12 protein-coding genes are annotated in these 13,357 nt (G+C 73.2%); 10 read left to right on the forward strand and 2 right to left on the reverse strand.

The features are described from left to right. Window positions 1-73 precede the first annotated feature (73 nt). Window positions 74-1,252, forward strand: coding sequence for an acyl-CoA dehydrogenase family protein (locus tag ACFZDE_RS02910; protein WP_391196817.1), 1,179 nt, complete (start codon window positions 74-76; stop codon window positions 1,250-1,252). 134 nt (window positions 1,253-1,386) lie between these two features. After that, window positions 1,387-3,117: a GAF domain-containing protein gene (locus ACFZDE_RS02915; RefSeq protein ID WP_391196818.1), complete on the forward strand. Its 1,731-nt coding sequence runs from the start codon at window positions 1,387-1,389 to the stop codon at window positions 3,115-3,117. Window positions 3,118-3,122: 5 nt separating this feature from the next. On the opposite strand, the gene ACFZDE_RS02920 is transcribed toward ACFZDE_RS02915, so the two are convergent. After that, a complete protein-coding gene (locus tag ACFZDE_RS02920) occupies window positions 3,123-3,806 on the reverse strand; it encodes a response regulator (protein WP_391196820.1) in 684 nt (227 codons plus the stop codon). Window positions 3,807-4,102: 296 nt separating this feature from the next. Here ACFZDE_RS02920 and ACFZDE_RS02925 point away from each other — a divergent pair, with 296 nt between their 5' ends. The 6 genes from ACFZDE_RS02925 (at window position 4,103) to ACFZDE_RS02950 (ending at window position 9,423) form a co-directional block, all read left to right on the forward strand. Next, window positions 4,103-5,008: a universal stress protein gene (locus ACFZDE_RS02925; RefSeq protein ID WP_391196821.1), complete on the forward strand. Its 906-nt coding sequence runs from the start codon at window positions 4,103-4,105 to the stop codon at window positions 5,006-5,008. 18 nt (window positions 5,009-5,026) lie between these two features. After that, the gene (locus tag ACFZDE_RS02930) at window positions 5,027-5,962 is read left to right on the forward strand and encodes a universal stress protein (RefSeq protein ID WP_391196823.1); all 936 of its coding nucleotides are present in this window, start codon (window positions 5,027-5,029) and stop codon (window positions 5,960-5,962) included. Then, the gene (locus ACFZDE_RS02935; protein WP_391196826.1) at window positions 5,959-6,690 is read left to right on the forward strand and encodes a CBS domain-containing protein; all 732 of its coding nucleotides are present in this window, start codon (window positions 5,959-5,961) and stop codon (window positions 6,688-6,690) included. The genes ACFZDE_RS02930 and ACFZDE_RS02935 overlap by 4 nt, the downstream gene beginning before the upstream one ends. 16 nt (window positions 6,691-6,706) lie before the next feature. Continuing rightward, window positions 6,707-7,204: a flavodoxin domain-containing protein gene (locus ACFZDE_RS02940; RefSeq protein WP_391196828.1), complete on the forward strand. Its 498-nt coding sequence runs from the start codon at window positions 6,707-6,709 to the stop codon at window positions 7,202-7,204. Between the two features lie 434 nt (window positions 7,205-7,638). Continuing rightward, window positions 7,639-8,712 carry an alcohol dehydrogenase catalytic domain-containing protein gene (locus tag ACFZDE_RS02945; RefSeq protein ID WP_390990712.1) on the forward strand — a complete coding sequence of 358 codons (1,074 nt, stop codon included), beginning with the start codon at window positions 7,639-7,641 and terminating at the stop codon, window positions 8,710-8,712. Between the two features lie 33 nt (window positions 8,713-8,745). Then, the gene (locus ACFZDE_RS02950) at window positions 8,746-9,423 is read left to right on the forward strand and encodes a pyridoxamine 5'-phosphate oxidase family protein (RefSeq protein WP_390990709.1); all 678 of its coding nucleotides are present in this window, start codon (window positions 8,746-8,748) and stop codon (window positions 9,421-9,423) included. A 130-nt stretch (window positions 9,424-9,553) separates the two neighbouring features. Here ACFZDE_RS02950 and ACFZDE_RS02955 read toward each other — a convergent pair whose 3' ends face one another. Then, entirely contained in the window at window positions 9,554-10,012 is a 459-nt protein-coding gene (locus ACFZDE_RS02955) for a cyclic nucleotide-binding domain-containing protein (protein ID WP_391196831.1), read from the reverse strand. 357 nt (window positions 10,013-10,369) lie between these two features. Here ACFZDE_RS02955 and ACFZDE_RS02960 point away from each other — a divergent pair, with 357 nt between their 5' ends. Continuing rightward, entirely contained in the window at window positions 10,370-10,897 is a 528-nt protein-coding gene (locus ACFZDE_RS02960; RefSeq protein ID WP_391197447.1) for a universal stress protein, read from the forward strand. After that, window positions 10,894-13,278 carry a glycosyl hydrolase family 65 protein gene (locus ACFZDE_RS02965; RefSeq protein ID WP_391196833.1) on the forward strand — a complete coding sequence of 795 codons (2,385 nt, stop codon included), beginning with the start codon at window positions 10,894-10,896 and terminating at the stop codon, window positions 13,276-13,278. Before ACFZDE_RS02960 ends, ACFZDE_RS02965 begins: the two co-directional genes overlap by 4 nt. Window positions 13,279-13,357 lie beyond the last annotated feature (79 nt).

Raw genomic sequence — 13,357 nt, forward strand, 5'->3', positions numbered from 1 at the left:
CGCCATTCACAATTTCTGAAACACGTTCTACGGTGTGCGCCGACAGGACCGGCCTTGGGAGCCTGGAGGCGCCGTGCACCTCGAATACACGCCCGAGCAGCAGCGGCTGCGCACCGAACTGCGGTCCTACTTCGCCGAACTCGTCCCGGACCACGCCTACGCCCGGCACGGCGACCCGGCCGCCCAGAAGCGGTTCTACCGCGAGACCATCCGCAGGCTCGGCGTGGACGGCTGGCTCGGTGTGGGCTGGCCGAAGGAGTACGGCGGGCGTGGACTGACGGCCATGGAGCAGTTCGTCTTCTTCGACGAGGCCGCCCAGGCCGGCGTCCCACTGCCGCTCATGGCGCTGAACACCGTCGGCCCGACGATCATGCGGTACGGCACCGACGAGCAGAAGGCGTACTTCCTGCCGAAGATCCTCTCCGGCGAGATCGACTTCGCCATCGGCTACAGCGAACCCGGCGCCGGCACGGACCTGGCCTCCCTCAGGACACGCGCCGTGCGTGACGGCGACGCGTACGTCGTCAACGGCCAGAAGATCTGGACGACCAACGGCGACACGGCCGACTGGGTCTGGCTGGCCACCCGCACCGACCCCGACGCCCCGCCGCACAAGGGCATCACCATGCTCCTCGTCCCGACCAGCGACCCCGGCTACTCCTGCACCCTCATCAACACCCTCGCCTCGCACGACACCACGGCCAGCTATTACGAGAACGTCCGCGTCCCCGTCTCCCGCCGGGTCGGCGCCGAGAACCAGGGCTGGCGGCTGATCACCAACCAGCTCAACCACGAGCGCGTGACCCTGGCCGCCCACGGGACCATGGCGATCCGCGCCCTGCACGACGTACAGCGCTGGGCGACGGAGACCAAGCTCGCCGACGGCCGCCGCGTCATCGACCTGCCCTGGGTACGCCGCCGCCTCGCCCGGACCCACACCACACTCGACGCCCTCAAGCTCCTGAACCGGCAGATGGTCAGCGCCGTCCAGGACGGTACCCTCACCCCCCAGGACGCCTCCGCCGCCAAGGTCTACGGCTCGGAGGCCCGGCGCGACGCCTACGCCTGGCTGATGGAGATCGTCGCCGCCCCCGGGGCGCTGAAGGAGGGCTCGGCGGGCGCGGTGCTCCACGGCGAACTGGAACGCGGCTACCGCTCCGCCGTCATCTTCACCTTCGGCGGCGGCAACAACGAGATCCAGCGGGAGATCATCTCGTGGATCGGACTGGGGATGCCGAGGGTGCGACGCTGACGGCCCCGTGCGGGCGTCGCACGAGCCGGATCCCGGCTCCCGCAGCACCACGGCGCCGAGGGCCCGACCCCACTATCGTGAGGCGAAGAAGGCGCCCTTCCGGGTGCGTCCGCGGGGACCGGTCGGAGGAGACGATGAGCGGGGAACGGCCCGGTCGTTCCGAGCAGCGGCTGCCCAAGCTGCGGCTGGACGAGCTGCTCGACGAGCTCCAGGCGCGGATCGACGCGGCGCGCGGCACCCAGGACCGGGTGCACAGCCTGCTCGAAGCGGTGCTGTCGGTCGGCCGTGAGCTGGATCTGCCACAGGTGCTCCGGCGCATCGTCGAAGCGGCGGTGGTGCTGGTGGACGCCGAGTACGGGGCTCTGGGCGTCATCGGCGACGACCGCATGCTCTCCGAGTTCCACACCGTCGGCATCAGCGGCGAGCAGCGGGCCCGGATCGGCGACCTGCCCAGCGGGCACGGCATCCTGGGCGAGCTGATCCGGCACCCGGAGCCGCTGCGGCTGGCGGAGATCTCCGAGCACTCCTCGTCGTACGGCTTCCCGCCCCACCATCCGCCGATGCACTCGTTCCTGGGCGTGCCCATCCGGGTGCGCGAGCAGGTGTTCGGCAACCTCTACCTCACCGAGAAGCGCGGCGCGGTGGAGTTCGACGCCGAGGACGAGTCGGTGCTCTCCACTCTCGCGGTGGCGGCGGGCGTGGCGATCGAGAACGCCCGCCTCTTCGAGGAGACGCGACTGCGCGAGCGGTGGCTGGGAGCGAGCTCCGAGGTCACGCGGGCGCTGCTGTCGGGGGCGCCGAGCACGGACGTACTGGAACTGATCGTGGAGCGGGCCCGGCAGATCACCGACGCCGATGTCGGGATGATCGCCGAGCGGGTGCCGGAGGAGAACGCGCTGCGGCCTCTGCTCGCCGTGGGGCTCGACGCGGACCGGCGCAGCGGTCTGGTGATGCCCGGGCAGGACGGTTTCGTGGCCGCCGTCCTGACCACGGCCGAACCGGTGGTGAGCACCGACATCCAGGAGGACCCGCGCACCAGCCCGGACGCCCCGCAGTGGGCCGGGGTCGGGCCTGTGGTCGGGGTGCCGCTGGAGGCCGGCGGCAAGGCGGGAGGGGTGCTGCTGCTGGGGCGCACGGTGAGCCGTACGCCGTTCACGGACGCCGACACACGCCCGCTGCTGGGTTTCGCCGGGCAGGCCGCGCTGGCCCTGGAGCTGGCCGAGCGGCGGCGGGACGCCGAGCAGATCGCGTTGCTGCGGGACCGCGACCGGATCGCGCGGGACCTGCACGACCTGGCCATCCAGCGGCTGTTCGCGGCCGGGATGACCCTGCAGAGCGCCCAGCGCTTCATCGACCACCCGGAGGCCGAGGAGCGGCTTTCGCGGACCGTCGACGACCTCGACGAGACCATCAAGATCATCCGCTCCACGATCTTCGGCCTGCGCGCCCAGAGCGGCACCCGGGAGGGCAGCGGACTGCGCGCCCGGGTGTCGGACGCGGTCACGGCGGCCACGTCGTCCCTCGGCTTCGCTCCCGCCGTACGGATCGAAGGACTGGTCGACACCGACGTACCGGGCGATGTCGCCGATCACGCGATCGCGGTGCTGGGCGAGGCCCTCAGCAACGCGGCCCGGCACGCCGGGGCACACTCCGTGGACGTGTACCTGCGGTACGCCCAGGGCGAGTTGACGCTCACCGTGACCGACGACGGACACGGCATTCCCCTGAACGCCGTGCGCGGCGGGCTGAAGAACATGGAGGAGCGGGCCGCCGCGCTCGGCGGCGATCTCCGGCTCGGGGAGGGCCCGGAGGGCGGCGGCACCCGGGTGGAGTGGCGGGTACCGGTACGGCCGTTCAAGGACTGACCGGCTCAGCGCCCCGGATGCTCGACCTGGGTGGCGAGCACCGCGGCCTGGACGCGGCGCTGGACGCCGAGCTTGGCGAGCAGCCGGGAGATGTGGTTCTTGACGGTCTTCTCGGACAGGTAGAGCTTCTTGCCGATCTCGCGGTTGGTCAGACCGTCCCCGATCAGGACGAGGATCTCCCGCTCACGCGGTGACAGACCCGCCAGCTCCGGGGCGACGGCCGGCTGCTCGGCCGGTTCCGCGCGCAGCGAGCGCATCAGCCGGGCGGTGGTCTCCGGGTCGAGCATGGACCTGCCGGAGGCGACCGTGCGTACCGCGGAGACCAGGTCGGAGCCCTTGATCTGCTTGAGGACGTAGCCGGAGGCCCCGGCCATGATCGCGTCGAGGAGGGCCTCCTCGTCGTCGAACGAGGTCAGCATCAGACAGGCCAGCCCGGGCATGCGGTCGCGCAGTTCGCGGCAGACGGTGATGCCGTCGCCATCGGGCAGGCGCACGTCGAGCACCGCCACATCGGGGCGCAGCGCCGGACCCCGGGCCAGCGCGTGCTCGACGTTCTCGGCGTCGCCGACCACCGTGATGTCGGGCTCGGCGTCCAGCAGATCGGCCAGACCACGGCGCACGACCTCGTGGTCGTCGAGCAGGAAGACCCGGATCGGGTGCTCCTCGGTGAAGCTGCGCGGCTCGGTCATCAGGACCCCTCGTTTCCCGGAGCGCTGGACGACGGACTGCGGATCCGCCCGTACTCACGATCATCACCGGCGGGGACCGGATGCACCAGGGCCGATCGGCCCCGGTCATACCGCTGGCGCACCCTCCCGCACCCCTCCCGGGTCGCTCCCGCACCGCTCCGCGCCTTCGCGCGCACCGCCGGACGGTAGGGCCGGCAGGGCCGATCGGCCCCGGCACGGGACCTGTGGCATCTCCACGGCGGGGGCCGGCCGAAGCGACCCTGGAACCATCAGAGCCGGTCCCGGAGGTGAAGAGAATGTCCCGCACGATCATCGTGGGCCTCGACGGTTCGCCCGAGAGCCTGGCCGCCGCGGAATGGGCGGCACGTGAGGCGAAGTTGCGCGGTCTCGTTCTGAAGCTCCTGCACGTGTATGAGCCGGTGCCGGAACCCACGGCGCAGGCCCCGCTGCTCGGTGCCGAGACCCGCCGGCACTGGAGCGAGAAGGTCCCCCGCGAGACCGCCGGAGGCCTGCGGCTGCGGCACCCCGGGGTCGAGGTGACGGCCGAGCACCGGGCCGGCCGGCCGAGCGAGGTTCTGGGCGAGGCGGCGCGCACCACCGAGATCCTGGTCCTGGGGTCACGGGGGATGAGCGGGATCGGCGGATTCCTGGTGGGCTCGGTCGGCCTCGCCGTGGTCGCGCATGCGGAGTGCCCGGTGGTCCTGGTCCGCGCCGGTGAGCAGGCCGCGGACGAGCACGAGCGGGACCCGGCCGGCATACCGTCGGCCGCCACCGCCTATCGGCCCGTCGTGCTCGGCCTCGACACCGGCCGTCCCGACGCTTCCATGATCGAGTTCGCCTTCGACGCGGCAGCCCGGCGCCAGACGTCCCTGCGCGTCGTACACGGATGGAACCGGCCCTCGTACTACTCCTACGGCGGGGCCGCCGAACTGTGGCAGTACGAGGATCTCGCCCAGGGCGAGGCGATCGCTCTGGCCGAAGTGCTGCGGCCGTGGCGGGAGAAGCACCCGGCCGTCGAAGTGGCCGAGGTCTCCCGGTTGGGCAGCCCGGCGGAACTGCTGGTCAACGCCTCGCGCGAGGCCTCCCTGGTCGTGGTGGGGCGACGGATCCGCCGGAGGCCGTTCGGGGTGCACATCGGCTCGGTGGCCCACGCCGTACTGCATCACGCCACCGCCCCGGTCGCCGTCGTCGCGCACGACTGACGCGGAGGGACGAGGACGATGGACCGGCCGCTGGCCGTCGGCGTCGACGGTTCCGAGGCGAGTCTTCGGGCCGTGGACTGGGCGGCCGACGAGGCCGCGCTGCGCGGAGTGCCGCTGCACGTGGTGCACGCGTCGCTGTGGGAACTCTACGAACGAGCAGTCTTCCCCTCCGGCCGGGAGCCGCCCACGGAGAAGCTGCTCACCGACGTCCTCGCGGTCGCCGCGGCCAAGCGGGCCCGGGCCCGGATCCCCGGCCTGGAGGTCACCACCGAGGTCGTCCCCGAGGGGCCGGTCTCCGTACTCCGCCGCGCGGCACGCAAGGCCGCGGCGCTCGTGCTGGGCTCACACGGCCGGGGGAGTGCCGCCGAACTGCTGCTCGGTTCGGTCGGTCTCGCGGTCGCCGGACGGGCGGACGGCCCGGTGATCGTGGTGCGCGGGGATCCCGACGCGCCCGACGATCCCCACGACCCGTCCGCGTCTCGGCCGGGTCGGGACCCGACCGGAGTCCGGCCGCGGGGCGGCCCCGTCGTCGTCGGGGTGCCCGCGGGAATGGCCGAGTCGGCGGCGGTGCGGTTCGCCTTCCGGGAGGCGGCCCGGCGTGGCGTACCGGTCGAGGCCGTACGGGTCTGGCACCGGCCCGCGCACGAGACCACCGGCCACCCCTGGTTCACCGGCGCACAGGCGCGGATGAACCGGAAACGGGCCGCAGAGGTCCTGGAGACCGGCTTGCGCGCGCCGGCCCGTGAACTCCCGGACGTCGAGGTGCGTCGGCGGATCGTCGAAGGGCAGGCCCGCACGGTCCTGCCCGGCACCTCGGCCGGTGCCGCGCTGCTCGTGGTCGGAGCCAGACGCCCCCACGGACGCTTCGGCCTCCACATCGGGCGGGTCACGCACGCCGTGCTGCACCACGCCCCCTGCCCCGTCGCGGTCGTCCCCGAGGAGGAGGCGCCATGAAGCACGACAAGGCGGGCTCACTGATGGCCATGGACGTGGTGCGTGCCGAGTACGGCACGCCGGCGGAGGAGGTCGCCCGGCTGCTCGCCGTCCACCGGATCGGCGGACTGCCCGTGGTGGACCAGGACGACCAGGTCATCGGCGTCGTCTGCGCGAGCGACCTCACCGCCCACGGCATCACGACGCCGGACCCGGACCGCTCCCCGCGCCGCTTCGGGCTCCCCGCGCTGTCGTCCGCCGTCCGCGGGCGCGCCGCGCGGGCCCCGGCCCGCACGGCAGGTGAGCTGATGAGCGTGCCGCCGGTCACCGCGCACGCCGAGGACACCATCGTCGAGGCCGCGCGGACCATGGCCCGGCGGGGCGTCAGGAGGCTGCCCGTGCTCGACGAGGAGGACCGGCTGGTCGGCATTCTCACCCGGCGGGATCTGCTCCGGATCTTTCTGCGGCCGGACGCGGAGATCCGGGCCGAGGTGATCGAGGAGGTGCTGGTGCGTGTGCTGTGGTTGACACCCCGCAGCATCGACGTCGTCGCCGCTGACGGTCTGGTCACGCTCGCCGGACGGCTGGAACGCCGCAGCGAGGCGGAGATCGCCGTCGCCATGACCCGGCAGATCGACGGCGTGGTCGCGGTCGTCGGTGAACTCACCTGGCGCCTGGACGACACGCGTCAGCGCTCGGACGAGCAGGCGCTGCACAAGGTGGCCGACGACCGGCTGCGTAATCTGTGAGAGGAGGCGGACCGGCATGCCCACGAACGTGCTCGTCGCCTACGGAACGACGAACGGATCGACCGCGGAGATCGCCGAGACCATCGCCGAGGTCCTGCGTACGGACGGGCTGACGGCCGAGGCCCTGCCGGCCGGCGCCGTGGCGGACGTGGCCGCGTACGACGCCGTCGTGGTCGGGGGCGGCCTGTACGCCGGCCACTGGCACAAGGACGCCCGGCGCTTCGTCCGGCGCCACGGCAAGGCCCTGGCGGAGCGCCCGCTGTGGCTCTTCAGCAGCGGTCCGCTCGACCCCTCGGCGTCGGAGCGGGACATCCCGCCCGTGCCCGGAGTGAAGAAGGCCATGATCCGGCTCGACGCAAGGGAGCACATCACCTTCGGCGGCTGCCTCCGGGAAGGGGCGAAGGGCTGGGTCGCCCGGATGATCCTGCGCAACGGGAGGGGCGGGGACTTCCGTGACAGGGAGCAGATCAAGGCATGGGCGGCGAGGATCGGCCACGAACTCACCCGCGTGTGACGCCGCGATCCCACCGCCGTGGTCCCACCGCCGCGATCCCATCGGCCTGCTCTTGTGCGCCGTGCTCAGCGCACCGCCCGGTCGACGGTGTCTGCCGAGTCCACCGCGTCCAGCGCGTCCAGCGCGGGCGGGCCCGCGTCGCCCGTCGGGATCCCGGGGAGCAGCTCGAAGACCCCCGCCATACCGGTGTGCCGCAGTACGCGCCGCAGAGACCCGCCGGTACCGCGAGCAGGTCGAGCTCGCCGCGCAGCGTCAGGACGTGTGCCGTCCGCTCCTGGCGGCCCGCGGTAGGGCCGATCGGCCCTTGCCGGCCGAGGGGCGGCCCCCGGCCGGCCCAAGCGCGGCGCACCGATCCGCGCCAAGCTGGAACTGAGACGCACACCGGCCGCACCACCCATACCAGGAAGCCAGGAGCCAGGAAGGTGGGGACCCCTATGAAGGCCTACGTGTTCCACGGCCCGGGACAGTCCGCATGGGAGGACGTCCCGGACCCCGCCGTCAAGGAGCCGACCGACGCCATCGTCCGGGTCGACGCCGTCACCATCTGTGGAACGGATCTGCACATCCTCAAGGGCGACGTCCCCGAGGTGCGCCCCGGCACGGTGCTCGGGCACGAGGCGGTCGGCGAGGTCGTCGACGTCGGCGGCGACGTACGCGCGGTGCGGCCGGGGGACCGGGTGCTGGTCTCCTGCATCACCGCCTGCGGCCGCTGCCCCTCCTGCCGGGAGGGGATGTACGGCCAGTGCCGGGGCGGCGGAGGCTGGATCCTGGGCCACCTGGTCGACGGCACCCAGGCCGAGTACGTCCGCGTGCCCTTCGCGGACCTCTCGGCACACCCGCTGCCCAGCGCCCTGGACAGCAAGGGCGCCGTGCTGCTGGCCGACATCTTCCCGACGTCCTACGAGGTCGGTGTGCTCAACGGGCAGGTACGGCCGGGAGACACCGTCGTCGTCGTGGGCGCCGGCCCCGTCGGGCTCGCCGCGGTCGCGACCGCCCGGCTGTTCGCTCCGGAACGTGTCGTCGCCGTCGACGTCGCCCCCGCGCGGCTGGAGGCGGCCAGGAACCTGGGCGCGGAGGCGGTGGCGGACGCCCGGGAGGCCCCCGAGCAACTGGTCGAGGACCTCACCGACGGACTGGGCGCGGACGTGGTCGTCGAAGCGGTCGGCCTGCCGGAGACGTTCGACCTCTGCACGCGCATGGTGCGGCCCGGCGGCCATGTCGCCAACGTCGGCGTGCACGGCAAGCCCGTCACCCTCCACCTCGAAGACCTGTGGATCAAGAACGTCACCATCACCACGGGACTGGTCGACACGTACTCCACCCCCACCCTGCTCCGGATGGCGGCCTCGGGCCGCCTGCCCACCGGGCAGCTGGTCACGCACACCTTCCCGCTGGCCCACATGGAGGAGGCGTACGACGTCTTCGGCCGGGCCGCGGACACCGGGGCGCTGAAGGTCGTCCTGGGCGAGGAGCCGCACGAGGAAGTCGTCCCCTACCGGGCGGCCTGACGCAGCAGACCTGACGAAGGAGAGGTGACGGTCATGACCGAACGGGTCTCGTCGCACGCCGTCGAAGGACGCCCGAGGGGTGACCTCGGACGGCGGATCACCCAGCGGCGTACGGAACTCGGCCTGAGCCGGCAGGAGGCGGCGACCCGGGCGGGCATGGCGCCCGCCTACCTCCAGTACCTGGAGGAGCGGCCGACGGCCGACCCGGGCGCGGGCACCCTCCTGCGGCTGGCGGGGGCGCTGAAGACCACGGTGTGGCACCTGACCGGTGGCGACACCGACCTGCCGCCCGGGCTCGGCCGGGCCGCCCGCACGCCCCGGTTCACCGAGCTGACGGAGGCCGAGTGCCGCGCCCTGCTGTCGACCCACGGGGTGGGGCGCCTCGCCGTGCCCACGGATTCCGGACCGGTCGTCGTGCCGGTCAACTACAGCGTCGTGGACGGCGGGATCGTCTTCCGCACCGAGCCCGGTTCGACCCCGGCCCAGGCGGACGGCCGGCAGGTGGCCTTCGAGGCCGACCGCATCGACGAGGCGTTCAGCGAGGGCTGGAGTGTGCTGGTGCGGGGCCCCGCGACGGCGGTGACGGACCCGGAGGAGGCCTCCCGTCTCGAGGAGCAGGCCTTCAGCACACCCTGGGCGGGAGGTCGCCGTGAACTGTGGCTGCGTATCGAGCCGGTCGCCGTCACCGGGCGCCGGATCACGGTGGACTGACCGCGGATCACGGTGGACCGACCGCGGATCACGGCGGCCGTGCGGGCGCCCCGAGGCGACACGCCGTCCGCCCGGCCCGGCCCCGTGCGCCTCACGGCCGGGTGCCGGGCCGGACCGGCGAAGCCGTGCCTCACATGCGGCTTCCGCTGCCGTAGGGCGCGTACAGGTCGAGCAACCTGACGCGCGAGGCGTGCAGCCGGTGGGCGATCACCCGGCCGATCCAGTCCGAGACCGCACGGCCGAACTCGGGGTCCCGCGCGCACATCGCCCGTACCGCCTCCGCGTCGAACTCCCAGGCGCGCACCGGGCTCATCGCCTCCGCGCCCAGATGCCAGAGGTAGGGCGGGAAGTACCACGCCCAGCCGATCAGCTCCCCGTGCCCCAGGGACTCGACGACAGCCGCCCGGCGGCCCGGGACACGGAGGTCGAGCGCGACGGTCCCGGTCCGCACGATCCAGAACCGGTCGGCGCGCCGCCCCTCCTCGAACAGACGGCTGCCCGTGTCGAAGGACACCTCGCGGGCCACGCGCATCAACCGCTCGCGGTGCTCGGCCGTCAGGCCCGTGGAGATGTTGGTGGTGGAGGTCATCGCCCGGCTCCCTTCACGCCGCCGCCCGCTCGGACGGCGAGTTTGTCGCGCGGCACCGTGGTCCCCGGGTGCCGGGATTCCGGGCCGCTCACCTCCCAGCCTGGGGCCGGGCCGTTCGGCGCACCACGGGCCGAACGGCCCCATGAGGGACCGATCGCCCCTCGCGGGCGACCGCCCCGGGTGGGACGGTGAGAGTGGGGCCTCAGCAGGACCAGCAGGACCGCAGCAGGACCGCAGCAGGCCGCCAGCAGGCCGCCAGCAGACCGCACCACGCCCAGACCACGCCCGTACCAAGCCCGGGACCATGTCCGCACCTGACCGCACAACGCCGTGCACGAGGCGGTGGGAACGATGACCATGGAACGTCCCCTGGTCGTAGGGGTCGACGGATCGGACGGCAGCCTGCCCGCGATCGACCGGGCGGTGGACGAGGCGGCCCGGCACGGCCGCCCCCTGAGGCTGGTCCACGGCTCTCTCTGGGAGCGGTACGAGGGCCTCACCCCGTCGATCGGACCGGACCGCCGGACCGAGGTCCGCGACTGCGTCCTGGACGCGGTCCGGGCCTGGCGACGCCCCGCCCACACCTCCGCCGAGGTGTCCGACCGGGGCCACGAGGAGCGGGCCCGCGCCGAACTCGGCGAACTGCTTCACGATGCCTCTGCCGCCGACCCGGGCGTCCGGGTGACCCGCACCGCGATCGAGGGCCCCGCCCGCAAGGTGCTGGTGCACCGCTCGGCCGCGGCCGACCTGGTCGTCGTCGGGGCCCGGCGCCGGCAGGGCCACTTCGGGCTCCAGCTCGGCACCGTGGCCCACACCCTGCCGCACCACGCCGAGTGCCCCGTGGCCGTCGTACCGCAGAGCGACGCGGCGGAGACGCTCCCGTGACGGAGCGAACCTGGGCGTACGAGGAATACCGCCCCGCGGAGGAACGGCTCAGGGAGTCGCTGTGCACGCTGGGCAACGGCTACTTCGCCACCCGCGGGGCCCTGCCCGAGTGCGCGGCGGACGACGTGCACTACCCGGGCACCTACGCGGCGGGCTGCTACAACCGCCTGACCTCCGACGTCGCCGGACACCGCGTCGAGAACGAGGACCTGGTCAACCTCCCCAACTGGCTTCCGCTGCGCTTCCGCGTCCCGGGCGGGCCCTGGCTCACCCCCGACACGGCGACCGTCCTCGACCACCGCCAGATCCTCCACCTGGACTCGGGCCTGCTGGAGCGCCGCACCCGGTACGCCCTCGGCGAGGAGCAGGCGCTTTCCCTGCGGCAGTGGCGGCTGGTGCACATGCGCGACCCGCATCTCGCGGCGCTGCGCACGGAGTTCACCACCGAGAACCTCACCGGCGAGCTTGAGGTCGAGGCCGCGCTCGACGGGGCGGTCGGCAACGCCGGGGTGGCGCGCTACCGCGACCTGGACGGCCGCCATCTGACCCATGCGCACACCGGCACCGCCGCACCCGGCACGGTCTGGCTGCGCTGCCGCACCCGCACCTCGGACATCCGCGTCGGCATGGCCGCCCGGCTGACGGCCCCGGAGCCGGTCACGGACGCTCACGACGAGCCTTCGCACGCCGTGCAGCGCACCACCCTGTCCCTCGTCCCCGGCGCCACCGTCACAGTCGACAAGACCGTCGCGCTGCACACCTCACGCGACCCGGCGATCAGCGATCCGCTGCAGGCGGCTGTGGACCGGGTGCGCGCGGCAGCGGACTTCGAGGACCTGCTGGCCTCGCACCGCAGCGCCTGGCGCCTGCTGTGGCGCCGGGCGGAACTCGACGTACCGGGCGAAGCCGGGGCCATCCTGCGTCTGCACCTCTTCCACGTGCTCCAGACCCTGTCCCCGCACACCGCGGACCTGGACGTGGGCGTACCGGCCCGCGGGCTCCACGGCGAGGCCTACCGCGGGCACGTCTTCTGGGACGAACTGTTCGTCCTGCCCTATCTCAACCTGCACTTCCCCGAGGTCTCCCGCGGCCTGCTGCACTACCGCCACCGGCGTCTGGACCGGGCCTGCGCCGCGGCCCGGGAAAGGGGCCGCCGCGGCGCGCAGTACCCGTGGCAGAGCGGCAGCGACGGCCGTGAGGAGACCCAGCGCCTGCACCTCAACCCCCGTTCGGGCCGCTGGCTGCCGGACCACACCCACCTTCAGCACCACGTCGGTTCGGCGATCGCGTACAACGTGTGGCAGTACTGCGAGGCGAGCGGCGACGCGGAGTTCCTGCACACCAAGGGTGCCGAGATGGTGTTGCAGATCGCGCGCTTCTGGGCCGACTCGGCCACCTGGGACGACCACCTGGGCCGGCACCGCATCCGGGGCGTCGTCGGACCCGACGAATACCACGACGCCTACCCGGGGGCCGAGCGGCCGGGGCTCGACGACAACGCCTACACGAACGTCACCGCCGCCTGGGTCCTCACCCGGGCGCTGGAGCTGCTGCGCATCCTGCCCGAGCCCCGCTGCCGCGAACTCATCGAACGGATCGCCCTGGACGACGGCGAACCGGAGCGCTGGAAGGAGGTCTCCCGCACCCTGCACATCCCCTTCCACGACGGGATCATCAGCCAGTTCGAGGGCTACGACGACCTCGCCGAACTCGACTGGGACGGCTACCGCGACCGCTATGACGACATCCGGCGGCTGGACCGGCTGCTGGAGGCCGAGGGCGACAGCGTCAACCGCTACAAGGCGTCCAAGCAGGCCGACGTGCTGATGCTCGGCTACCTCTTCTCGCCGTCCGAACTCCAGCGCCTCTTCCACCGGCTGGGCCACCGGCTGGAGGAGGAGACCTGGCGGCGCACGGTCGACCACTACCTGGCCCGCACCAGGCATGGCTCCACCCTCAGCGGACTGGTCCACGGCTGGGTCCTGGCCCGGTGCCGTCGCGCCGACGCCTGGCGATACTGCCAGGAGGCCCTGCGCGGCGACGTCGCCGACCTCCAGGGCGGCACCACCGGCGAGGGCATCCACCTCGGCGCCATGGCCGGCACCCTCGACCTGGTCCAGCGCGGACTGCCCGGTCTTGAAACGCGCGGCGGGGCCCTGCGGCTGGACCCGGTGCCGCTGCCGGAGCTGTCCTCGTACGGGTTCTCGCTCCGCTACCGGGACCACTGGGGCATCCGGCTGCGGCTGACGAGCGGGCAGGTGGAGATCACCGTGCCGCCGTCCGGCCTCCCGCCGATCGAGATCGCCCTGCCCGACCGCACGACCGGCCTGCGGCCGGGGGAGACGTGCCGGCTGCTCCTCACGGACGAGCCGGGCGCGTGAGGAGCGGCCCCTCACGCCGGCCGCCCCGCCGAGCCGCACCGAGCCGGTGACCGGGTCGAACCCGGCCCCCTCGACCGAT

It is taken from the genome of Streptomyces sp. NPDC007929 (assembly GCF_042959065.1).
Taxonomy (GTDB): domain Bacteria; phylum Actinomycetota; class Actinomycetes; order Streptomycetales; family Streptomycetaceae; genus Streptomyces.